Origin of the sequence: Thaumasiovibrio clandestinus (assembly GCF_047250365.1) — a bacterium.
In the GTDB taxonomy this organism is placed as follows: domain Bacteria; phylum Pseudomonadota; class Gammaproteobacteria; order Enterobacterales; family Vibrionaceae; genus Thaumasiovibrio.
Window position 1 is genome coordinate 390,313 of record NZ_JBLBVL010000001.1, and the last position, 22,963, is coordinate 413,275.

A 22,963-nucleotide genomic window follows, 5' to 3' on the forward strand; every position below is an offset into this window, starting at 1 on the left:
AATCGTATGCCTTCTACATTTCCCAAGATATTGCGCAAACCTTTCTTAAGAATCTTCCATCTATTGGAAGCTTTGATATGCATTGCGATTACAATTGCAACACTTGTCGCAATGACGACTGAAATCACCAATGTCATTATTAACAGAGAAATTTTACTCACTGATATTCTGTTGATGTTTATCTATCTCGAAGTGCTCGCGATGGTACATCAGTTTGTCGCTGTCGGTAAGATACCGGTACGCTACCCTATCTATATCGCCATTATGGCTATCGCCCGTTATATCACGTTGGGCATGAAAGAGCTTGATGGTCCGTATATTGTTTGGCTTTCACTGTCTGCTTTCATTTTGGCAGCAGCAACACTCATCGTTAGATTGGGTCACTACTACTGGCCCTATGAAGATGACATTAGCTCACTAGAAAAACCTTATAACAAAGAATAAGCTTCGCCCGCCTCTGTGCGGGCTTTCTTTTTCATCAAGCATCGCTTTTCTCCCTCCTCACCTGAATGGTTTAACGCCACACCATAAAATAGAAGCACAAAACACAAGTATACTTCGCAGTATTTACATTTTCTTTACGTTAGTCTGGTTCAACAATCAGAAGGAGGGCTCTATGCCAGCAAAAGTATCAGAGTATATGACCAAGAAAGTGATTCGTGTATCGCCAGAGATGGGGGTACGCCAAGCATACTTTTTAATGAGGGATGAAGAGATCCGTCATTTACCCGTAACAGATACCTCTAACACACTGATCGGCTTTGTTAGTGACCGAGAGCTGCGGCGCCCAAACTGGGCCGATGAAAGCCCTGATATCGCGCATGAATATCAGGTGAGCAATGATATGGTCGTCAACGATATTATGAGTCGCCAAGTCATTCACGTTAATACTTACGACACCCTTACCAAAGCCGTTAGTGTCTTGCTGGACAATAAAATCAGTGCCGCTCCTGTGCTTAACAAAAACCAAGATTTGGTTGGCATGCTTTCCGCTGTCGACCTACTATCCGCATTTCAAGACGTCCTAGAAACCCAACGAAAAAATAAAAAAACCGGCAACCACAAGGGAGGCCGGACATAAAATAAGGATGGCTAAAGGGCTACCTAAATAGCCCTTTCAGCAACTGATCCGCCGCTTTTTTCAACTCTTCCTTTTCCCCCTCTTCACCAAGAAGCTTCTCTAAGCCACGCTCTATTTCTCGTTTTGCTTTGTTTTCTAGCTGCAAGTTCTGTTTCAGTAGTTCTTCTACATCGAGCTTATAGCTTGGGGCTGACCAAGTGCCTGACACATTGATTGGCACAACAATATCGTTCAGCTCATCCGTCCCTTTGCCGCCCTGCCCTTTGCTCGACTCCACCACCGCAGCTTCAACAACATAGTCGATACGTTCATTAACCAAGTTGGTTTGGCCCCGACCGTTAATCCGCAATAACGGTGAACTCATGGTCAGATCCCTATTCGACGCGACCCCATTTGCGATAGAAATCGTCCCAGACAGCGCAGTGAAGTCCGTTTTTCGTTCCTCTTCGACATAGGTGTCGCGCTGCCCTTTCAGCGTCGCTCGCGCCTCACGGATCATCTCAGCAATATTGACCCCATTAACCGAGCCATCTGCCAGATTTAACGCCACGGTACCACGGCTATTACGACGTAGCGCGGCCTCACTCAAGCCCGTTCCAGATAGTGCTATATCAACGCGTCCCGTCCCTGACAACGAATCATTCTCGGCCAAATCAATCAAGAGTGGCTGAACCTCTACGCCATCCAAATGCTGCTTAACCTGATACTTGGCGACAGGGGCTCTTGCATCTAATTGGAGACTACCATTAACGCTTCCGCCATACAGGCGCGCGGCCAGTTTTGACACATTGAGTACACCATTCTGTATGGCAAGATCTACGTTAATATCATTTACCGCAAGGCCCATACCTTTAAACTGGGCTACGCTGAAGCGCCCCTTTACATCCAGCCCTTTTAACCCGGAAAGATCCGGTTCTTGTGATGCTGAACTATCAGTGGAAGGCTTATTGCTTGTCGCAGGCTTTGAATCAGGCTCTGTTGCCTTATCTTCACTCTCTGCTACCCAATCATCTAAATCGATCGCTGGACTGCTAAGATCAAAGCGTAGTGCTGGCAATTGCTGATAATTAACTGATAGAACACCAGCTAACTGCGTATCGTTAACTTGTGCAACCAATTCTGAAAGTGCAACCTGTTGCGTTGTAAGATCTAACTCGACATCAGTGCTAACGGTGGCGTTAATCTGTCCCGATGGAACAGCTTTAGTTTCAAGGGCCAGCTGTGAATCAAGATTTGTTAAACGCAAAGAGTCGTAGTTTGTCGATACGTTTAACTCAGTCGCGAGCTTCACATCAAACGCCTCTCCCCCCGTTTCTCCTACCATCGAAAAATTCACCACGCTCGGCTCCGCCAAACGAAAGCTGGGGATATCTAATTGAGCACGTGTTAGGGTGAAATTCTCCATTTTTGCTGTGATGTCTGAGCTAACTTTTCGGAGTTCAAAAGACTGCATGTCGTCTTGTAGCAATAATTCCATTGCGCCTTTCGATTCAACCTGCATATCGGCGGTTTGCGCCCCCACATGCCACGCCAATTCAGCCCACTCGCCGGGAGAGAATGCACTCAAGTTCAGGGTTACTGGCTCTATCAATAGCGTTTCGTCTCGCTGTTGGTCGATAACCATCACGCGCGCCTCTTCGATACGAATTCCCGCTAACAGAATCGACCAAGGTTGCTCTTTGGCTTGTTGCGACGGATCTGAGTCCCCCTGTGACTCATTGTCATCAATCGTCTGTTCTTCTTCATCGCTTGACAGTAGCGCATCAATATTACGTCGCCCATCTGGCAAGGTTTCAACATTGATTTGCGGTGCAATCAACGTCAGCTCTCCCACCGATAACGTACGTGAGAATAAAGGTAACACTTCAACAGAAAGCGAGGCAGTTTGAAATGCCAACATATCAGTAGACGTGAACTCAGTTGGATTACGTAATGCCGTTTCCCCCATCGATAAGCCTAATCGTGGCCACCATTGCCACTTCAACTCACCATCAATCACCAATGTCTGTCCCGTATTTTCCTCGACCTGCTCGACTATCACAGGTTTAAACTGGTTGGGGTCAACCAGCGCGATTAGGGCTGCCAGTGCTATAACTAGTGTGATGACGATTCCTAAAAGTATTACAATCAGCTTTTTCATCGCTTCCTCGCTTGCTGAACTATGGTGGTTTATCATCAGAGGTAAGAATAAACCGAAAAGTTAAGAGCCTATCGTTTGATTATGACTAATATTTTTTGGTAAGTCGCGTTTTGCATACCTCAAAAAAAAGGCTGACACTGGGTCAACCTTTCAAGTTTACTATCAAATTTTGTTATTCGATTTATGCTTTTAGTAATTTACCAATGTGCGCTTTTAGTACATCAATGGCAATTCTGTTCTTTCCGCCGCGAGGGACGATAATATCTGCATATTGCTTCGATGGTTCAATAAACTGCATAAACATAGGACGCACTGTTTTTTGATACTGTTCCAACACCGAATCCATGGTACGTCCGCGCTCAGCAACATCACGCTGTACACGACGCAACAAACAGATATCGAGTGGCGTATCCATAAAGACTGTCGCATGCATTAAATCACGCAAACGCGGATCCGTTAGCAACAAAATCCCTTCAATAATGATCACCTTCTTCGGTGACACTTCGGTTGTGTCTTGCATCCGCGTATGCTCTGAATAGCTATACTGCGGCACATTTACCGTTTTACCTTCGATAAGTCGGGCAAGGTGGTCACACAACAAATCATGGTCCAACGCACTAGGGTGGTCATAATTGGTTTTAACGCGCTCGTCCATGCTCAAATGGCTTTGATCTCGGTAGTAGCAATCTTCTGTGATAACACCGATTTGATGATCGCCTACCTTTTCTCGTAACTCATTGTAAACGGTATTTGCGATCAAGCTTTTACCGGATGCAGATGCACCTGCAATACCGATAATGACACATTGGTGTGATTGTTCAGACATAGTAAAATGTACCTGTGAGACTTCTGGCGTATGGAATAAATAAACCGGGTGATTATAGGCAGTTCAACGCATTGACGCCAGAAAAATAATTTTCAATGCACGATACCGCATAATTTTAGACCTGACGAACCGATATGTCTGGCAACCTTGGCTCTCCCTGCCAAAACAGTTGCGCTGCAACCTGCTCAGCAAGGGCAAAATAGCGTTCCGCTAACTCCCCATCAGGTGAATTAATCACCGTTGGGCAGCCCATATCAATATCTTCTCTAATTTGCATATCCAGCGGAAGCTGCACCAGTAGTGGTAGCCCTTTTTGCGCCGACAATTTTTCTGCGCCACCGGCACCAAAAATCGCCTCATGATGACCGCAGTTAGCACAGATGTGGTAACTCATATTTTCAACAATACCCAACACAGGCACGGAAACCTTCTCAAACATCGCCGCCCCTTTAGCCACATCGAGCAACGCGAGATCTTGCGGGGTTGTTACAATCAGGGCGCCAGTGACTGGAAACTGCTGAGCCAATGTCAATTGAATGTCCCCCGTACCCGGAGGAAGGTCGACCACTAAATAGTCTAAGTCGGGCCATTCGGTTTCATTTAACAACTGCAGCAAGGCTTTCGATGCCATTGGCCCGCGCCAAACTGCCGCGTTTTCATCCTCAATAAGAAAACCAATCGACTGGGCATAAATGCCATACCGTTCGACGGGCTGCATTCGTTCACCATCGTAAGACACCGCTTTTTCACCGCTACAATTCAACATCAATGGGATTGATGGGCCGTACATATCCGCATCTAAAATTCCCGCTTTCGCACCCAACTCACTCAGCGCTAAAGCCAGATTTACTGCTGTTGTTGACTTGCCAACTCCACCCTTACCAGAGCTGACTGCGATAATATTTTTCACCCCAGCCACTGGCTGACCTGACGGTGTTTGTAGGCTAATTGGGGATACCTGCGTAGTTAACTCGATATGCTGTGCTTGCGCCCACGCCTCAATTTCTTGGCATAAATCAGCCGCCGCAAACGGCAGCGTAAGGGCGAACTCACCATTAGAACCCACCTTTACCGTTAGCGCCCGATGAAACGCCCAATCCTGCGGCAAATGAGGATACTGAAACTGTTGTAACCATTGACGTAGCTGTTTTTCGTGTTCAAATATCGGCTGATTCACTCTATTCTCCTAAAAACGGTTACAACAGCATCGGTGCTGAAGAGGGCAGATAATTGGTAGCGTTGCACATCTCCGACTCAAAATCACTGTCATAGATATAGATCGTGAAAATAATGGCGTGATTTAGTCCAACCAACATGAAATTATCACCTCCTCTCGCCTAATTATCTTCACTCCGCCCCCTCTTATCAGGTAATATCGGGAACTAAATTTTGAAATTACCCTTTTTCATTTACCCATCAAATAAGCGAAAGAAGTAACTATGACTGCAAACCCAAGAAAACTTCTAGTTACCTGCGCCCTGCCATATGCCAATGGTTCAATCCATTTGGGTCATATGCTTGAGCATATCCAAGCGGATATCTGGGTGCGTTACCAGAGACTGCGCGGCAACGAAGTGCATTTCATTTGTGCTGACGATGCACACGGCACACCAATCATGCTTAAAGCGCAACAGATGGGAATAGCTCCAGAGCAAATGATAGAACAAGTTAGCCAAGAGCATCAGGCTGACTTCGCTGGTTTTGACATCAGTTTTGACAACTATCACAGTACCCATTCAGATGAAAACCGTGAGTTGGCATCATTTGTCTACACCCAACTGAAGAACAACGGATTCATTACTAACCGTACCATCTCTCAGCTGTTTGATCCTGAGAAAGAGATGTTCCTACCTGACCGTTTTGTAAAAGGGACTTGCCCTAAGTGTAAGTCAGAAGAGCAATACGGCGATAACTGTGACAACTGCGGTGAAACGTATAGCCCAACGGATCTGATTGATCCTAAATCAGCCGTGTCTGGCGCTACACCTGTTATGAAGGACTCTGAGCACTTCTTCTTTGATTTGCCACAGTTTGAAGCCATGCTACAAGCATGGACCAAATCTGGTGCACTTCAAGATGAAACCGCCAACAAGATGCAAGAGTGGTTTGAATCTGGTCTTCAACAGTGGGATATCTCACGTGATGCGCCGTATTTTGGTTTTGAGATCCCAGGCGAGAAAGACAAATTCTTCTACGTTTGGCTTGATGCACCTATCGGCTACATGGGATCGTTCAAAAACCTGTGTGACAAGCGCGACGATCTAGATTTCGATGAGTTCTGGAATAAAGATAGCCAAACCGAGCTGTATCACTTTATTGGTAAAGATATCGTTTACTTCCACAGCTTGTTCTGGCCAGCAATGCTTGAAGGTGCCGGCCTACGTAAACCAAACAATGTTTTCGTGCACGGTTATGTCACCGTAAACGGCGCCAAGATGTCAAAATCTAAAGGTACGTTTATTAAAGCGGCGACTTACCTAAAACATTTGGACCCAGAGTGTCTGCGTTACTACTACGCGGCGAAACTGAACAACCGCATTGATGACCTCGATCTTAACCTTGAGGACTTCACGCAGCGTGTAAACAGTGATGTGGTGAACAAGATTGTTAACCTCGCTTCGCGCAATGCGGGTTTCATCACCAAACGTTTCGATGGCAAACTGTCAGCTAACTTTGCCGAGCCAGAACTGTACGCAGACTTTGTCGCTGCTGCTGATCGTATTGCTGAGCTTTACGAGAACCGTGAATTTAGCCGCGCTATTCGCGAAATTACTGCGCTGGCTGACAAAGCAAACCAGTATGTTGATGAAAAAGCCCCTTGGGTTGTCGCGAAACAAGAAGGCCAAGAACAAGAGTTGCAAGACATCTGTTCTGTCGGTATCAACTTGTTCCGCGTATTAATCACGTACTTAAAGCCGGTCATGCCTGAGCTAGCAGAACGCACTGAAGCATTCTTAAATGAAACGCTAACGTGGGAAGCAATCGAATCACCGCTAACCAATCACGACATCACTAAGTTCAAAGCGCTATTTAGCCGTATTGATAGCAAGCATGTAGAAGCGATGGTTGAAGCGTCAAAAGAAGATGCAGCCGCAGAAGCTGCCGCGAAAGAGGCAGCCACTGCCCCTGCTGGGCCGTTAGTTGAAGAGCCTATTGCGGAAGAGATCGAGTTCGACGACTTTGCTAAGGTAGATATGCGTATCGCTAAAATCCTCTCTTGTGAAGAAGTGCCTAAGGCAAATAAACTACTGAAATTCCAATTGGACATTGGTGGTGAAACGCGTCAGGTCTTCTCTGGCATCAAGTCTGCCTATAAACCAGAAGAGCTGGTTGGTAAGTTGACCGTCATGGTTGCTAACCTAAAGCCTCGTAAGATGAAATTCGGCATGTCTGAAGGGATGATTCTTGCGGCAGGCCCTGGTGGTAAGGATCTTTGGATTCTGGAGCCACACGAAGGTGCTCAGCCCGGCATGCGTGTCATGTAAGCCTGTCTAGCCAATAAAAAACCGACGCTAATGCGTCGGTTTTTTTATGCCGTTTGCCATTTAATTTTTTGGGGTTCTCATACAATTGCAAGGTAGGCTAAAGCGACAAGCACTTATTAGTGAACGTGGAAATTGAGGCTAATATCAATACCCCGCAAAAATAGCGGGAATGGTCTTAGCAACCATTCCCGTACAATTACAGCGCGTTCATCAACTCAGTTTTCACCTGTTGCGCTTTCGCTACAAAATTAGACTTCGCCGAACCGGTTAACGGCTCTGCTTGTGGCAAAGGCACACGCATGGCATCAACTGGGCGATTATTTTGAATCAATTCGTAATGTAGGTGTGGTCCTGTTGAGCGGCCTGTATTTCCGCTAAGACCAATGCGTTGCCCCATACTGACTTTATCACCGACTTTCACCAAGCGACGATCTAAATGCAGGTAACGTGTCATGTATTCACGACCATGGCGTATAACCACATAGTTACCAGCCGCATAGTGATACTCCGATTTTTCCACGACCCCTTGTCCCGCCGATAAAATAGGCGTTCCCGTTGGCGTGGCAAAATCAGTACCATTGTGGGGCTGTACTCGTCCGGTTATCGGGTGTTTTCGATTTGGGTTAAACGATGAACTAATCCGGAAGCGTTTCTCTAATGGCACTCGCATTAGAGCACGATCAAGACTCTGCCCTTCTTCATCATAGAAGTTACCGTCTTCGTGGCGCATCGCAAAAATTGTTCTGCTTCCGGTTCGATATAACAACCCAACCACAGAACCATTGCTCACCGCTCGACCATCGATAAACTCTCGATCAACAGCAATAGAAAAGCGATCACCGCGTCGTGACTCTCGACCAAAGTCAAAACGCCACTGAACAGCTCGCACCAAGTTCTGTATCTGATTGGCTGTCATTCCAGCATTAATTGCCGCGGTATAAAAGTTACCCTGCACACGACCATTAAGGACAACGCGTTGGAACTCACCTTCGGTCACAATACTGTTATGTTCATAACCAGCAATATCCCAAACATAGGTATCAGTGGTTTTACTGCTTCGAATAACACGGAACTCTAGAACTCGGCCACTATTACTGTCTTGAACCCATTCAATCTTCTGTCCAACACGAAGGTTAGATAGGCGTGGGTCGATATCCAACAGTTGATACATATTAAGTAAGGGTAAACTGTATTGTGAAAAAATTTCCCCGAGCGTTTCACCTTGGGCGATTTTATGCTGCCCCTCGGTATCCGTCTGTGCCAGAATTTGATCCAATTCATCCTGCTCAACAGCAAATTCTGGCGCATCATTGCCAATAAATTCACCTAACGGCTCCGCATCTTTCGCTGATAACGGCGTTAAGCTCTCTTCATCAAGTTCAATAAGTACCGATGATGACGACGTTGATACGTCAAAGATGGTTGGTTGCCATATAAATGCGATTGAAACGACACCAGCCATTCCGACCAAAGCAAACTTGTGTTGTCGGGGAAAGCGGCGTGTTGTAGCCCCATATCGTCTTTTTTTCTTTTTAAACATGTAAACACTGTAAATATTGGGAAGCTAATTGCTTCAAAAACAAAAAGTAACTTCCAGATTCAGGGGGAATATTCCCAGCGACAGGGTCAAGTGTCCCTATCCTAACATCTGTACCGCGTACAACGCTCTGTATGACAGCGGGCTCAAACTGTGGTTCACGAAAAACACACACTGCATCATTATTTTCCAAACGACGCTTTATTGCCGCTAACGTTTTTGCACCCGGACGGCGATCTGGAGCAACAGTAAAGTGCCCCAAGTTCAACAATTCGAATTGCTCTTCAAAATAGCCATACGCATCATGAAAAACAAAATAGCCTAGTGTCGTCACTGGCTTCAGTGACACAGCGATATCTTGCTTAGTTTGCGCCAACTTAAGCTGAAACGCTGCAAGATTAGCGATATATACTTCTCGATGCAAAGGATCTTTCTCAATTAATGACCGTACTATCACTTTTGCAGCCTGTTCTGCCTGCTCTACACCCAACCAGAAGTGCGGGTCAACACCATTATGGTCATGGCTATGATGATGGTCATGGTCATGGTCATGGTCATGGTCATGGTCATGGTCATGGTCATGGTCATTATGAACATCATCATAATAACGAAAATGAATCGATTCTTCTGAGGTCAATGTAATTGTCTTCGAGAGAGTCGACTCGATTCCCACTAAAAACGTCTCTAATTCTGGTCCAACCCAAATAACCAGATCGGCTTGATGAAGACGACGAAGATCTGACGGGCGCATCGAGAAATCATGAGGAGAACCGCCAGCTGGTAACAAATAATCTGCTTGCGCTGCCCCTTTGGTCAATTCAAGTACTATCATATGTAATGGTTTAATTGTTGATAATACATTTATTTGTGCGGCAGCAGGAAAGACCATTCCCCATGCTAATAGCAGTGAACAGATTATTCGCTTCATTCTAGACCCTTAAAAAGAAATATCATTACATCATTCATTAATGTTACATTATAACAAATGTTAAATTCAACTTGTGGATAAACATGTCATATCTCATCAAATTGGATCAAGTCTCCGTTACCTATAATCAACGGCATGTACTCGATAACATCGACCTCTCACTAGAGGCAGGGAAAATCACCACGCTTATCGGGCCTAATGGGGCTGGTAAATCGACGCTAGTAAAGGTTGTCACTGGGCTGACACTGCCTTCGAGCGGAATTGTTTACCGCAAGCCAGGCTTACGCCTTGGCTATGTCCCTCAAAAATTAGCACTGAATAACACACTCCCACTCACTGTCACCCGTTTTATGCGCCTTGGTGGACGCTTTAATGAGGGACAAATACTTGATGCATTAAACTTAGTACAGGCCAGCCACCTGCTACATGCTGATATGCATAAACTGTCTGGGGGGGAGACCCAACGTGTATTGCTTGCCCGTGCCTTGCTTCGTCAGCCGCATCTACTTGTACTCGATGAGCCAGTTCAAGGGGTTGACGTGAATGGTCAACTAGAAATGTATGCCCTGATCGCCCAGCTCTGCACTCAGCTTAATTGTGCCATTTTAATGGTCTCTCACGATCTTCATCTAGTCATGGCACAAACGGATCACGTGATCTGCCTACAGCACCATATTTGCTGCAGTGGTTCTCCCGAAGCCATTAGCCAAGATCCTAAGTATGCAGCCTTATTTGGTCAGCAATCAGCCGAACAGCTCGCTCTCTACCACCATCACCATAATCACGAACATGATCTCGCAGGGAATACTGTCGGTCCATGCCAACATGGAAGCCACCATGATTGAATTTCTTTTACCCGCTTTTTTGGGGGGCATTGCTATCGCCATTTTAGCCGGCCCGCTCGGCTCATTTGTTGTATGGCGAAAAATGGCCTATTTCGGTGACACTCTGGCTCATGCGTCCCTACTCGGCGTCGCTTTCGGCTTGCTACTCAATATCAACCTCAATTTCGCCATTATTCTCTCTTGCCTAATATTGGCGGTATTGCTCGTTGGTCTGCAACGCCAACAAGTTGTCGCAACGGATACGTTATTAGGCATACTGGCTCACAGTGCCTTGTCATTGGGGATGGTTGCCATTAGTTTTATGGACCATGTCCGTATCGATTTAATGGCCTATCTATTTGGTGATCTACTGGCGATTACTTCGCACGATTTGCTCTGGATATTTGCAGGGTTAATTGTCATTCTAGCGGCCATCGCTAAACTCTGGCACCCCTTACTCTCAATGACAGTCAATGAAGAGATGGCACGTGTTGAAGGTATCAACGTCGAAAGATTAAAACTGATCTTAATGTTAATGGTAGGGCTAGTAATTGCGGTCGCGATGAAGTTTGTTGGCGCATTGATCATTACATCATTGTTGTTAATCCCCGCCGCAACCGCGAGACGCTTTGCCAAAAGCCCAGAGCAAATGGCTATCATAGCCTCATTGTGTGGTTGTATCGCTGTCACATTAGGCCTTCTTATGTCATGGCATTACGATACTCCTGCTGGCCCTTCTGTGGTTGTGTCTGCGGCTATGCTCTTTATGCTAACGCAAACCGTAAAGGTACGCGGCTAACTTGCCGGGACACCAAAATAAAAAAAGCCGCACTGGCGGCTTTTTAAAACTAACGATAACTTACGACCAATTTGTTACTTCACGCAGTGCTACGCCTATATCTGCTAAGCTTTTCACGGTTTTAACGCCAGCGGCTTCCAATGCAGCAAACTTATCTTCTGCTGTTCCCTTACCACCAGAAATAATAGCACCAGCATGACCCATACGTTTCCCTGCAGGCGCTGTGACACCAGCAATATAGGAGACGACTGGCTTAGTGACATTATCTTTAATATAAGCAGCCGCTTCTTCTTCCGCTGTTCCACCGATTTCACCAATCATAACAATCGCTTCGGTTTCAGGATCTTGCTCAAACATAGATAAGATATCAATGAAGTTTGAACCTGGAATAGGATCGCCACCAATACCCACACAGGTCGATTGACCAAAGCCTTCATCAGTCGTCTGTTTAACCGCTTCATAAGTCAACGTTCCAGAGCGCGACACAATACCAACTTTTCCTTTTTTGTGAATATGCCCCGGCATAATGCCTATCTTGCACTCATCCGGAGTGATCACACCCGGGCAATTAGGGCCTATCATACGCACGCCAGCTTCATCAAGACGAACTTTCACATCTAACATGTCTAACGTCGGAATACCTTCTGTAATCGTAACAATGAGCTTAATGCCAGCATCTATCGCTTCCAAGATTGCATCTTTACAAAATGGGGCTGGAACATAGATCACTGACGCCGTCGCACCCGTTTTTTCCACGGCTTCTCGAACAGTATTAAAGACTGGCAAGCCTAAGTGCTCAGTTCCGCCTTTGCCCGGCGAGACCCCACCAACCAATTGTGTGCCGTAGTCCAGCGCTTGTTCAGAGTGAAACGTACCTTGCCCACCAGTGAATCCCTGACAAATCAACTTTGTCTCTTTATTGATTAATATTGACATTACTTTTCCTCCGCCGCGGCCACTACTTTCTCCGCCGCTTCAGTCAGCGATGTCGCAGCAATAATATTCAGTCCACTTTCTGCCAATCGCTTCGCACCGAGCTCGGCATTATTTCCTTCCAATCGAACCACGACAGGGACCTTAACTCCAACTTCCGAAATGGCACCAATAATGCCATCAGCAATCAGGTCACAACGCACGATGCCACCAAAAATGTTAACCAATACGGCAGCAACATTGCTGTCAGACAAAATAATTTTAAATGCCTCGGTTACGCGCTCTTTTGTTGCGCCACCACCAACATCAAGGAAATTTGCCGGGCGTCCGCCATGCAAGTTAACGATATCCATCGTGCCCATCGCTAGACCCGCACCGTTAACCATACAGCCAATATTTCCATCCAATGCGACGTAATTTAGCTCCCACTGGGCAGCGTGCGCTTCACGCTCATCTTCTTGTGAAGGGTCATGCATCTCACGTAGCTTCGGCTGACGATACAACGCATTTGCATCAATATTTATTTTGCCATCAAGACAAAGAAGATCACCTTCATCCGTGACAACTAATGGGTTAATCTCAAGCAGCGCCAAATCATATTGGCTAAACATCGTCGCCAGCCCCAAAAAAATCTTGGTAAACTGTTTAACTTGATCGCCTTCTAACCCCAATTTGAAGGCTAATTCACGACCTTGATACGCTTGTGGACCAACTAATGGATCTATGGCAGCTTTATGAATCAGCTCGGGCGTCTCTTCTGCTACCTTTTCAATTTCAACGCCACCTTCCGTAGAAGCCATAAAAACAATACGACGAGTAGCACGGTCAACAACAGCACCCAAGTAAAGCTCGTTATTAATATTAGATGCAGCTTCTACAAGAATTTTGCTAACGGGTTGCCCATCGTCATCGGTTTGATAGGTAACTAAATTTTTTCCCAGCCACTGTTGTGCAAATGTGCGAATGCCCTCCTTACTGGTGTGTAACTCGACACCACCGGCTTTACCACGTCCACCAGCGTGAACCTGGCATTTCACAACCCATTTACTCCCACCAATTTTTCCTGCTGCTTCTGCGGCTTGTTGAGGAGTATTACAAGCGTATCCTTCTGGCACAGGCAAGCCAAACTCAGTAAATAACTGTTTGGCTTGATATTCATGCAAGTTCATGACTTTCTTTCCATATCCGAAACCCTAGATGGGTTTTATCCATTTCTGGGCTATTCGCCCCCTCTATCCCTATTTACTTGATGCTCATTAATGGTTGAGCGGCATCAATGAGCACCAGACTACGATAAATAAGGCTTAAACATCAAGCAGTAAGCGTGTTGGATCTTCTAAAAGTTCTTTTATAGTGACCAGATAACTGACAGATTCTTTCCCATCGATCAAACGATGGTCATATGAAAGAGCCAGATACATCATAGGCAAGACTTCTACACTGCCATTGACGGCCATGGGGCGATCTTGGATCTTATGCATCCCCAATATGGCGGCTTGTGGCGGGTTAATGATCGGCGTCGACATGAGCGAACCAAAGACCCCACCATTGGTAATGGTGAAGTTACCGCCGGTTAGTTCATCTACCGTCAGTTTTCCGTCACGCCCCTTAATGGCTAAATCACGAATTGTTTTTTCTATTTCCGCTAGGCTGAGCTTATCGCAATCACGTAATACTGGTGTCACCAAACCTCGCGGTGTCGATACGGCAATCGAAATATCAAAATAGTTATGATAAACAATATCATCACCATCGATAGATGCATTCACCTCAGGGAAGCGTTTCAGGGCTTCAACGACAGCTTTTACATAAAACGACATGAAACCCAATCGAATGCCATGGCGCGCTTCAAAAATGTCCTTGTATTGCTTACGCAGCTCCATGATAGGTTTCATGTTAACTTCATTAAACGTTGTTAACATCGCAGTGCTGTTCTTCGCTTCCAATAAGCGCTCAGCAACCCGCTTACGTAAACGCGTCATTGGCACACGCTTTTCGCTGCGATGCGTCAACAGAGGCTCTGCAGAAACTGGCGCTTCTATTACTGGTGCAGTCGCAGGCTTGCTCTTTAGGTATGACTCCACATCTTCTCGTGTAATACGCCCGCCAACCCCAGTACCTTTGACCACCGTTGGTGAGATATCATTCTCGGCCAACAAACGACGCACCGCTGGGCTTAACGCCTCGCTGCTCTCTTCTTCTAATGTCGCCTTATGCCGTTTATCCGGTGATGCTTCCGTCTGCTTCGCCACGTCTGTCGTTGGCTCACCTGCAGCAATAGCAGCATTTAGCTTTCCAATCAATTGCTTACTTAGAACTGTCGTTCCTTCTGACTCAACAATTGCTTCTAATACACCTGATTCTGGTGCGGGCACTTCTAATACGACTTTATCCGTTTCTATATCGACTAACACTTCGTCGCGCTCAACGCTGTCTCCTGGCTGCTTATGCCACGTAGCAACAGTGGCATCTGCGACTGATTCAGGTAAGTCGGGAACCAGAATTTCTATTGTCATGATCTACTTTCCTTATTTTTCCAGTTCGTTGCTCAAGTTAAGAGCATCGGCAACCAGTGCCTTCTGTTGTTTTAAATGCACCGACATATAACCCACCGCCGGGGACGCTGAAGCTGGTCGGCCTGCATAATTTAAGTCAGCATCAGCGGGGATCACTGCTCGGAAGTTGTGTTGACTCGAATACCAAGCGCCCTGATTTTGCGGCTCTTCTTGACACCACACAAAATCCTTAACGTGCGTATAATCTGTCAATATGGCCTGCATATCCTCATAAGGGAATGGATACAACTGCTCAATCCGAATCAGAGCCACCTTGTTATTTTCATCTTTGCGACGCTGCTCAAGTAAATCGTAATAAACTTTACCTGAACAAAAAACAACACGTTCAACGCCACTTGGGTCGATATCATCCACTTCTGCAATCGCTGGAAGAAATGTCCCATAAGCCAGTTCATCTAATGATGAGGTGCAAAGTGGATGACGTAATAACGATTTAGGCGACATAACAATTAACGGACGACGCATTGGCCGTACAACCTGTCGCCGTAACATATGATAAACCTGCGATGGCGTAGATGGCACTACGACCTGAATGTTCTGTTCTGCGCATAATTGCAGATACCGCTCCAATCTCGCCGATGAGTGTTCTGGTCCTTGTCCCTCATACCCATGAGGCAATAGCATGGTAAGGCCACACATTCGACCCCACTTCTGCTCACCTGAACTAATAAACTGATCGATGACAACCTGCGCACCATTGGCAAAATCACCAAACTGCGCTTCCCACACCGTCAAACCACCCGGTTCAGCGGTTGCATAACCATATTCAAACGCCAACACGGCTTCTTCAGATAAAACTGAATCAAATACCTGGAATGGCCCCTGTTTATCATGAATGTTGGCTAATGGAATGTACGTCGATGCATCGGCTTGATTATGTAATACGGCATGACGGTGAAAGAAAGTGCCACGCCCTGAGTCCTGCCCTGTAATACGAATGCGCTTGCCATCATCAACCAGTGTCGCATAAGCCAAAGACTCAGCCATTCCCCAGTCGACCTCTTTCTGCTCATCAGCCATAAGCAAGCGGTCTTGATAAAGTTTATTGACGCGGCTTTGCAATTTGTGACTTTCAGGGTACTGACAAATCCTCACTGCTAGCGATTTTAAGCGCTCTAGTGAAATCTCGTTAACCCAGTCTGTATCCCATTCATGGCCAATATAGGGCGTCCAATCAACGCTGTGCATTGTCATCGGTCGCCACTCTTTCACGACGCACTCTCCTCGATCGAGATGGTCACGATATTCGTTCACAAAGGTCGTCGCATCTTCTAAATCAATGCTCTGCTCATCGGTTAACTTATCGGCATAAATTTTCCGAGGCGTTGGGTGCTTTTTGATTTTTTGATACATGAGCGGCTGAGTAGCGTTGGGCTCATCTGCCTCATTGTGGCCATGACGTCGATAACAGACCAAATCAATAACCACATCACGTCGAAACTCATTACGGTAGTCTAGCGCCAACTGCGCCACAAAAGCGACAGCCTCTGGGTCATCAGCATTAACATGGAAAATTGGAGCCTGCACCATTTTTGCAATATCCGTACAATACTGTGTTGAACGAGTATCCTTCGGATTTGATGTGGTGAAACCAATTTGGTTATTAATAACAATTCGAACCGTACCACCAATTCGATAACCACGAGACTGAGACATATTAAATGTCTCGGCGACAACCCCTTGCCCCGCAATAGCAGAGTCACCGTGAATGGTGATCGGCAATACTTTTGAGCCATCTCGGTCACCGAGTCGGTCTTGACGAGCACGCACCGAACCAATCACAACCGGATTAACAATTTCAAGGTGCGATGGGTTAAAGGCTAAAACTAAATGGACATCACCACCGGGTGTGGCGAAATCAGCAGAAAAGCCTTGGTGGTACTTAACATCTCCGGTCCCCCAGCTCTCTCCATGCTTACCCGCAAATTCATCAAAGAGATCCTGAGGCTTTTTACCAAGAACATTCACTAACATATTTAGGCGCCCGCGGTGCGCCATCCCAATCACTAACTCGCGCAAACCAGCGCGACCACTGTGGCGAATCAATTCCTTCACCATCGGGATAAGTGCATCACCCCCTTCTAAAGAGAAACGCTTAGCGCCAGGAAATTTAGCACCTAGGTAGCGTTCAAGTCCTTCAGCTGCGGTCAACTCATCCAAAAAGGTAAGTTTCTCTTCTTTTGAAAAAGCGGGCTGGCTACTTACTGACTCTAAACGGTGTTGTATCCAACGCTTCTCGTCTGTGTTGGTGATATGCATGTACTCTGCGCCAACTGAGCCACAATAGGTCTTTTTAAGCGCATGATACAAATCAGCCAGTCGCATGTTCTCTTTACCAACCGCGAATGAACCGACATTAAATTCCTTCTCCATATCCTCTTCAGTAAGGGAATGAAACTCAGGATCTAAGTCAAGCACACGCTCTTGCTGCCACAGCCCTAAAGGGTCTAAGTTAGCATGCTGGTGACCACGAAAGCGGTAAGCATTAATTAACTGCAATACTTTTACCTGTTTCGCATCAACATCAGGATCAGAGACCGCGGTGCCTGAGTATGTCGTCTCTCTTGCTAACCGTCGGAAATAATCTCGAACACGTGAGTGAGGCTGCTCATTCACAACCTCTTTGACAGTGGGGAGGCCGTCAAATACTTCTCGCCATTCATCGCTGACCGCACTTGGATCACTAAGATACAATTCGTAAAGGTCTTCGACATAGGTCGCATTGGCGCCAGCCAAATGAGAAGACTCAAACCATGCCTTCATAACGCCGTTCTGCATTCTTTTCCCTTAACTACTAGTAGTTATCGCTCATCAGTACATGAATCATGTACCTTCCCGTCGCCAGTCATTTGGCGGTATCTCTATAACTTACATTAAACGATCGTTTTAAACTGCCTTTTTAAGCAGCATCGTTTTTATTTTGCCTATAGCCTTCGTCGGATTTAACCCCTTAGGACAAACATTTACACAATTCATGATGCCATGGCAACGAAAAACACTAAACGCATCATCTAACTCAGACAAACGCTCATCTGTCGCGCAATCTCGGCTATCCGCTAGCCAACGATAAGCAGCAAGTAATCCTGCTGGGCCTATAAACTTATCTGGGTTCCACCAGAAAGAAGGGCAAGATGTTGAACAACACGCACACATAATGCATTCATACAGCCCATCAAGATGCGCTCGCTCTTCTGGGCTTTGCTGATGTTCACGTGCCGGAGGGTGTTCTGCTTCGTTGATCAAAAATGGCTTTACTTTGGCATAATTGGTATAGAACTGAGTCATATCAATAATCAGATCTCTAACGACTGGCAAGCCCGGCAACGGGCGAATGACGATGCTTTTATCGTTCATCAATGCCGATAGTGGCGTAATACACGCCAAACCATTTTTGCCATTCATATTTATGCCATCAGAGCCACAAACTCCTTCCCGGCATGAGCGTCTGAATGACAATGATGGGTCCACCTCTTTAAGCAAAATCAATGCATCCAGCACCATCATATCTGAACCTTCTGGTACCTCTAGCTGGTACTCTTTCATATATGGCGCGCTGTCTTCATCGGGATTATAGCGATACACCGAAAAATTAAGATTCATTGTTCACTCTCCCTTAGTATGTGCGCGCTTTAGGTGGGAATGCTTCTCGCAAGGCTGGCTGCATATTCACCTCACGCTTACTCATCTGTTCATTTTGTGGGTTATAAATTGTATGGACTAACCACTGCTCGTCGTCTCGCTCTGGGTAATCGAAGCGTGAATGCGCACCGCGACTTTCAGTTCGGTAATTTGCCGCGACCGCGGTGGCATATGCGGTTTCCATTAAATTATCCAACTCTAAACATTCAATTCGCTGAGTATTAAACTCCGACGATGTATCGTCCAACCTTGCACTTTGCAGGCGGTCGCGGATCTCTTTGAGCTCTTCTAAGCCCTTCGCCATCGCGTCACCTTCTCTGAAAACTGAAAAGTTATTTTGCATACATGCTTGGAGATCTTTTCGAATTTGCACCGGGTCTTCACCTGATTGCGTACGCTCCCAACGATTAAGACGAGCCAAAGAGGCCTCAATATCTGACTCAGAGGCATCCCGAGATTCACTTTGCGCTGCTAACGTCTCTCCCAAATGTAAGCCTGTTGCACGACCAAATACCACTAAATCCAGCAGCGAGTTACCACCAAGACGATTAGCACCATGAACAGAAACACTGGCAATTTCACCACAGGCAAATAAGCCCTGAATATCATAGTCATTACCCGCGTCATCTAACCCAACTGCTTGTCCTGAAACTTGAGTCGGTACCCCTCCCATCATATAGTGGCAAGTTGGTATCACCGGAATGGGCTCTTTCACGGGGTCAACATGGGCAAACGTACGAGACAACTCACAAATACCCGGTAAGCGCGACTCTAATACCTCTTTCCCCAAATGATCTAACTTCAATTTAATGTGTGGCCCCCATGGCCCTTCACAGCCGCGCCCTTCGCGGATCTCAACCATCATTGAACGCGCGACCACATCACGTCCAGCTAAATCCTTCGCATTTGGCGCATAGCGCTCCATAAAGCGTTCACCTTGTCCATTGAGCAAGTACCCACCTTCCCCACGACACCCTTCAGTCACCAAAACACCTGCACCTGCAATTCCCGTTGGATGGAATTGCCACATTTCCATATCTTGCATTGGCACACCAGCGCGTAATGCCATACCGACACCGTCTCCAGTATTAATGTGCGCATTCGTTGTCGACGCATAGATTCGACCAGCCCCCCCGGTGGCTAAAATGGTCGCTTTAGCTTTGAAATAACAAACTTCTCCACTTTCCATGCAAATCGCCGTCGTGCCCACGATATTGCCGTCCTGATTTTTCACTAAATCAAGGGCATACCATTCTGAAAAAATCGTGGTCTTATGCTTCACATTCTGCTGGTACAAGGTATGCAATAAAGCATGTCCAGTTCGGTCTGCTGCTGCCGCCGTTCTAGCTGCTTGCTCGCCACCAAAGGCCTTTGACTGCCCCCCAAACGGGCGCTGATAGATAGAACCATCATCAAAGCGTGAAAAAGGCAAGCCCATACGTTCTAACTCAATGACAGAGTCGGGGCCATTTTTACACATATACTCAATGGCATTCTGATCACCAATATAATCAGAACCTTTAACGGTATCATACATATGCCACTCCCAGTTATCTTCATGGGAGTTGCCTAACGCGACAGTAATCCCGCCTTGGGCTGATACAGTATGAGAGCGGGTAGGAAAAACTTTTGATAACAATGCACAAGTTAAACCTTGTTCAGAGATTTGTAATGCCGCACGCATTCCTGCACCACCAGCACCAATAACGACAGCATCAAACTCACGAACCGGAATAGTCATCACTTCACTCCCCACACGATAAAGAAACCGGACAATAGATATACAAACAACGTTACAACGACAAATAACTGCAGCGCCGCCCTTAACGCTGCTGACTTAATGTAATCCGTTAAAACCTGCCACATGCCGATCCAAACGTGGATTAGCAGAGAAAATAACGCCAGCACAGTAAAAACTTTCGTGCTGTTCTTAGCGAAAAATTCGCCCCAAACCTCATAAGAAAGAGAAGGCCCGAATAGAAAAAACACCGTCAAATAGACAGTGTATAAAGTCATGATGATCGCTGTTGCTCGGATTAAAACAAAGTCGTGGATACCATTACGACCAACGCTAGAGACTGGATTTACCATACGATGACTCCTGCTATTAATGCTAGAACGCCAGTGATTGCAAAACTAACCCATGCACTCTTTATGCCAAGATCCATTTCTTCGAAATAGCCCAGATCCATCAACAAGTGGCGTATCCCAATCACAATATGATAAAACAGTGCAATGAGTATGCTCCAAATAATCATGGTGACGACAAAGCTATTCATTAGCTCTGACACGCGTCTAAATCCTTCAGGTGAAGAGAGCGAGGTACTCAATAACCAGAGGAGGATACCCACCGCCACAAACATGATGACGCCAGATATACGGTGAAGAATGGACGCTATCGCTGTTACAGGAAAGCGAATGGTTTGCAGATCTAAGTTTACAGGTCGATACTTATTTTCTTTCACGGTATTTGCTCACTCAGCTCCATTGAGCGTTTCTTTTATTCCATTCCCGATAGAGTTAAACCGCTCTTTATTGATAAACAAAAATGCAACATTGTTAACATCCTTGTGTCTTGAATAAGACAGTAAAATTCATAAACAATCTAATTTTTTCTCTGCCTGTTCAAGTTATTAATAAGAGAGCAATGCCCTCAAACGGGACCTAACGTCACTATACGCATCGCAACATTTAAAGACAAACTCAGTAACAAAACTTTTTACATAAAGCACAATTTTCACGTTTTTTTGCTCATATTTTTTAACAAGCGCACACTAGGAAGTACAATTATTGACTTTGTTGTACCTCACATGTACAACTTGTTAGCAACCCACTATTGGGACAGGACTGAATATTGCAAAGGAGAATGTTATGTCGGACAAGAAAGCGACGCTTCATATTGAAGGGAAAGCGCCAATCGAACTTCCGATTATTAACGGCACATTGGGCCCTGAAGTTGTAGATGTTAGGGCATTAGGTGCAAATGGATACTTCACTTTCGATCCTGGCTTTCTTGCCACCGCTTCTTGTGAATCTCAATTAACCTTCATTGATGGTAATAAAGGCATTTTGCTTCATCGAGGCTTTCCAATTGACCAATTAGCCAATAAATCTAATTATCTAGAAGTTTGTTATATTCTTTTATACGGTGAAGCACCCACACGCGAGCAATTCGAACAGTTCACCGATACGGTGACTCGCCACACGATGGTGCATGAACAAATTGCTAGCTTTTTCCATGGCTTCCGCCGAGATGCGCACCCAATGGCTATCATGGTTGGGGTTGTTGGCGCATTAGCTGCGTTTTATCACGATTCACTGGATATTGACAACGAAGCTCACCGCGAAATAGCGGCTTTCCGTCTACTTTCAAAAATGCCTACATTGGCAGCAATGTGTTATAAGTACTCGATTGGCCAGCCTTTCATCTATCCACGAAACGACCTTGATTACGCAGAGAACTTTTTACATATGATGTTCGCTACACCATGTGAAGAGTATGACGTTAGTCCAGTGATCGCCCGTGCTATGGATAAAATTTTCACCTTACATGCTGATCATGAACAGAATGCTTCTACCTCAACGGTACGTTTAGCAGGTTCGTCTGGTGCTAACCCGTTTGCCTGTATCGCTGCAGGTATTGCTTCATTATGGGGACCTGCCCATGGCGGTGCCAACGAAGCTTGTCTGAAAATGCTAGAACAAATTGGTAGCGTGGATCGTATTCCTGAGTTCGTTGAACGCGCTAAGGACAAAGATGATCCTTTCCGTTTAATGGGCTTTGGCCACCGTGTTTATAAAAATTATGATCCTCGCGCTACCGTTATGCGAGACGCCTGTCATGAGGTTTTAAACGAGTTAAACATCAAAGATCCACTGCTTGATGTCGCCATGGAACTTGAACGTATCGCGTTATCTGATGAGTATTTCGTCGAGAAGAAACTTTACCCTAACGTAGATTTCTATTCGGGCATTATTCTGAAAGCGATTGGTATTCCAGTCTCGATGTTCACCGTTATTTTTGCGATGTCGCGCACTATTGGTTGGATTGCACACTGGAATGAGATGCATAGCGACCCAGCCAGCCGTATTGGTCGTCCTCGTCAGCTCTATACTGGGCAAGAGCTACGTGATTTTGTTCCAATGCATGAGCGAGAATAGTCGTTTAAAAGCGGCACACAAATAAAAAAGGCTT

Annotated in this window: 19 protein-coding genes; 6 read left to right on the forward strand and 13 right to left on the reverse strand. The window is 45.9% G+C overall.

Features of this window, described 5'->3' with window-relative positions:
* Positions 1 to 6 precede the first annotated feature (6 nt).
* On the forward strand, positions 7 to 444 hold the full coding sequence (locus ACKLNH_RS01870; RefSeq protein ID WP_413110529.1) for a phosphate-starvation-inducible protein PsiE: 438 nt from the start codon (positions 7 to 9) through the stop codon (positions 442 to 444).
* A 172-nt stretch (positions 445 to 616) separates the two neighbouring features.
* On the forward strand, positions 617 to 1,081 hold the full coding sequence (locus ACKLNH_RS01875) for a CBS domain-containing protein (RefSeq protein ID WP_413110530.1): 465 nt from the start codon (positions 617 to 619) through the stop codon (positions 1,079 to 1,081).
* 19 nt (positions 1,082 to 1,100) lie between these two features.
* On the opposite strand, the gene ACKLNH_RS01880 is transcribed toward ACKLNH_RS01875, so the two are convergent.
* The 3 genes from ACKLNH_RS01880 to apbC all read right to left on the reverse strand — a co-directional run bounded on the left by ACKLNH_RS01880 (position 1,101) and on the right by apbC (position 5,224).
* Positions 1,101 to 3,257 carry an AsmA family protein gene (locus ACKLNH_RS01880; protein ID WP_462476582.1) on the reverse strand — a complete coding sequence of 719 codons (2,157 nt, stop codon included), beginning with the start codon at positions 3,255 to 3,257 and terminating at the stop codon, positions 1,101 to 1,103.
* A 145-nt stretch (positions 3,258 to 3,402) separates the two neighbouring features.
* A complete protein-coding gene (gene udk / locus ACKLNH_RS01885; protein ID WP_413110532.1) occupies positions 3,403 to 4,047 on the reverse strand; it encodes a uridine kinase in 645 nt (214 codons plus the stop codon).
* Between the two features lie 115 nt (positions 4,048 to 4,162).
* On the reverse strand, positions 4,163 to 5,224 hold the full coding sequence (gene apbC, locus ACKLNH_RS01890; protein WP_413110533.1) for an iron-sulfur cluster carrier protein ApbC: 1,062 nt from the start codon (positions 5,222 to 5,224) through the stop codon (positions 4,163 to 4,165).
* Positions 5,225 to 5,486: 262 nt separating this feature from the next.
* Here apbC and metG point away from each other — a divergent pair, with 262 nt between their 5' ends.
* A complete protein-coding gene (metG, locus tag ACKLNH_RS01895) occupies positions 5,487 to 7,532 on the forward strand; it encodes a methionine--tRNA ligase (RefSeq protein WP_413110534.1) in 2,046 nt (681 codons plus the stop codon).
* A gap of 196 nt (positions 7,533 to 7,728) precedes the next feature.
* Here the strand turns inward: metG and mepM are convergent, their stop codons facing one another.
* Both mepM and znuA read right to left on the reverse strand, forming a co-directional pair.
* The gene (mepM, locus tag ACKLNH_RS01900) at positions 7,729 to 9,072 is read right to left on the reverse strand and encodes a murein DD-endopeptidase MepM (protein ID WP_413110535.1); all 1,344 of its coding nucleotides are present in this window, start codon (positions 9,070 to 9,072) and stop codon (positions 7,729 to 7,731) included.
* The gene (gene znuA, locus ACKLNH_RS01905; protein WP_413110536.1) at positions 9,065 to 9,997 is read right to left on the reverse strand and encodes a zinc ABC transporter substrate-binding protein ZnuA; all 933 of its coding nucleotides are present in this window, start codon (positions 9,995 to 9,997) and stop codon (positions 9,065 to 9,067) included. Before znuA ends, mepM begins: the two co-directional genes overlap by 8 nt.
* Before the next feature lie 83 nt (positions 9,998 to 10,080).
* On the opposite strand from znuA, the gene znuC reads away from it, so the two are divergent.
* Together znuC and znuB are read left to right on the forward strand one after the other, a co-directional pair.
* Positions 10,081 to 10,842, forward strand: coding sequence for a zinc ABC transporter ATP-binding protein ZnuC (gene znuC, locus ACKLNH_RS01910; RefSeq protein ID WP_413110537.1), 762 nt, complete (start codon positions 10,081 to 10,083; stop codon positions 10,840 to 10,842).
* A complete protein-coding gene (znuB, locus tag ACKLNH_RS01915) occupies positions 10,835 to 11,620 on the forward strand; it encodes a zinc ABC transporter permease subunit ZnuB (RefSeq protein ID WP_413110538.1) in 786 nt (261 codons plus the stop codon). Before znuC ends, znuB begins: the two co-directional genes overlap by 8 nt.
* 60 nt (positions 11,621 to 11,680) lie before the next feature.
* Here the strand turns inward: znuB and sucD are convergent, their stop codons facing one another.
* The 8 genes from sucD to sdhC form a co-directional block, all read right to left on the reverse strand.
* Positions 11,681 to 12,556, reverse strand: coding sequence for a succinate--CoA ligase subunit alpha (gene sucD / locus ACKLNH_RS01920; RefSeq protein ID WP_413110539.1), 876 nt, complete (start codon positions 12,554 to 12,556; stop codon positions 11,681 to 11,683).
* On the reverse strand, positions 12,556 to 13,722 hold the full coding sequence (gene sucC / locus ACKLNH_RS01925) for an ADP-forming succinate--CoA ligase subunit beta (protein ID WP_413110540.1): 1,167 nt from the start codon (positions 13,720 to 13,722) through the stop codon (positions 12,556 to 12,558). The genes sucD and sucC overlap by 1 nt, the downstream gene beginning before the upstream one ends.
* A gap of 135 nt (positions 13,723 to 13,857) precedes the next feature.
* Positions 13,858 to 15,069 (reverse strand): 2-oxoglutarate dehydrogenase complex dihydrolipoyllysine-residue succinyltransferase, encoded by a 1,212-nt coding sequence (gene odhB, locus ACKLNH_RS01930; RefSeq protein WP_413110541.1) that lies wholly within the window; start codon positions 15,067 to 15,069, stop codon positions 13,858 to 13,860.
* 12 nt (positions 15,070 to 15,081) lie between these two features.
* Complete coding sequence (sucA, locus tag ACKLNH_RS01935; protein ID WP_413110542.1) at positions 15,082 to 17,907, reverse strand: 2-oxoglutarate dehydrogenase E1 component; 2,826 nt, start codon at positions 17,905 to 17,907, stop codon at positions 15,082 to 15,084.
* A 108-nt stretch (positions 17,908 to 18,015) separates the two neighbouring features.
* On the reverse strand, positions 18,016 to 18,729 hold the full coding sequence (locus tag ACKLNH_RS01940) for a succinate dehydrogenase iron-sulfur subunit (RefSeq protein WP_413110543.1): 714 nt from the start codon (positions 18,727 to 18,729) through the stop codon (positions 18,016 to 18,018).
* A 13-nt stretch (positions 18,730 to 18,742) separates the two neighbouring features.
* On the reverse strand, positions 18,743 to 20,509 hold the full coding sequence (gene sdhA / locus ACKLNH_RS01945; RefSeq protein ID WP_413110544.1) for a succinate dehydrogenase flavoprotein subunit: 1,767 nt from the start codon (positions 20,507 to 20,509) through the stop codon (positions 18,743 to 18,745).
* On the reverse strand, positions 20,509 to 20,859 hold the full coding sequence (gene sdhD / locus ACKLNH_RS01950) for a succinate dehydrogenase, hydrophobic membrane anchor protein (RefSeq protein WP_413110545.1): 351 nt from the start codon (positions 20,857 to 20,859) through the stop codon (positions 20,509 to 20,511). The genes sdhA and sdhD overlap by 1 nt, the downstream gene beginning before the upstream one ends.
* A complete protein-coding gene (sdhC, locus tag ACKLNH_RS01955; protein ID WP_413110546.1) occupies positions 20,853 to 21,233 on the reverse strand; it encodes a succinate dehydrogenase cytochrome b556 subunit in 381 nt (126 codons plus the stop codon). The genes sdhD and sdhC overlap by 7 nt, the downstream gene beginning before the upstream one ends.
* Before the next feature lie 406 nt (positions 21,234 to 21,639).
* Here sdhC and ACKLNH_RS01960 point away from each other — a divergent pair, with 406 nt between their 5' ends.
* Positions 21,640 to 22,929, forward strand: a complete 1,290-nt coding sequence (locus ACKLNH_RS01960; protein WP_413110547.1) for a citrate synthase — start codon at positions 21,640 to 21,642, stop codon at positions 22,927 to 22,929.
* Positions 22,930 to 22,963: the final 34 nt, after the last annotated feature.

What these genes read in the sequence shown, in the direction of transcription:
- ACKLNH_RS01960 (WP_413110547.1), top strand. Translation starts at nt 21,640, where the DNA reads ATGTCGGACAAGAAAGCGACGCTTCATATTGAAGGGAAAGCGCCAATC.
- mepM (WP_413110535.1), bottom strand. Translation starts at nt 9,072, where the DNA reads ATGTTTAAAAAGAAAAAAAGACGATATGGGGCTACAACACGCCGCTTT.
- sdhD (WP_413110545.1), bottom strand. Translation starts at nt 20,859, where the DNA reads ATGGTAAATCCAGTCTCTAGCGTTGGTCGTAATGGTATCCACGACTTT.
- metG (WP_413110534.1), top strand. Translation starts at nt 5,487, where the DNA reads ATGACTGCAAACCCAAGAAAACTTCTAGTTACCTGCGCCCTGCCATAT.
- znuC (WP_413110537.1), top strand. Translation starts at nt 10,081, where the DNA reads ATGTCATATCTCATCAAATTGGATCAAGTCTCCGTTACCTATAATCAA.
- ACKLNH_RS01940 (WP_413110543.1), bottom strand. Translation starts at nt 18,729, where the DNA reads ATGAATCTTAATTTTTCGGTGTATCGCTATAATCCCGATGAAGACAGC.
- znuB (WP_413110538.1), top strand. Translation starts at nt 10,835, where the DNA reads ATGATTGAATTTCTTTTACCCGCTTTTTTGGGGGGCATTGCTATCGCC.
- sucC (WP_413110540.1), bottom strand. Translation starts at nt 13,722, where the DNA reads ATGAACTTGCATGAATATCAAGCCAAACAGTTATTTACTGAGTTTGGC.
- ACKLNH_RS01880 (WP_462476582.1), bottom strand. Translation starts at nt 3,257, where the DNA reads ATGATAAACCACCATAGTTCAGCAAGCGAGGAAGCGATGAAAAAGCTG.
- sucA (WP_413110542.1), bottom strand. Translation starts at nt 17,907, where the DNA reads ATGCAGAACGGCGTTATGAAGGCATGGTTTGAGTCTTCTCATTTGGCT.
- sucD (WP_413110539.1), bottom strand. Translation starts at nt 12,556, where the DNA reads ATGTCAATATTAATCAATAAAGAGACAAAGTTGATTTGTCAGGGATTC.
- znuA (WP_413110536.1), bottom strand. Translation starts at nt 9,997, where the DNA reads ATGAAGCGAATAATCTGTTCACTGCTATTAGCATGGGGAATGGTCTTT.
- ACKLNH_RS01875 (WP_413110530.1), top strand. Translation starts at nt 617, where the DNA reads ATGCCAGCAAAAGTATCAGAGTATATGACCAAGAAAGTGATTCGTGTA.
- sdhA (WP_413110544.1), bottom strand. Translation starts at nt 20,509, where the DNA reads ATGACTATTCCGGTTCGTGAGTTTGATGCTGTCGTTATTGGTGCTGGT.
- ACKLNH_RS01870 (WP_413110529.1), top strand. Translation starts at nt 7, where the DNA reads ATGCCTTCTACATTTCCCAAGATATTGCGCAAACCTTTCTTAAGAATC.
- udk (WP_413110532.1), bottom strand. Translation starts at nt 4,047, where the DNA reads ATGTCTGAACAATCACACCAATGTGTCATTATCGGTATTGCAGGTGCA.
- odhB (WP_413110541.1), bottom strand. Translation starts at nt 15,069, where the DNA reads ATGACAATAGAAATTCTGGTTCCCGACTTACCTGAATCAGTCGCAGAT.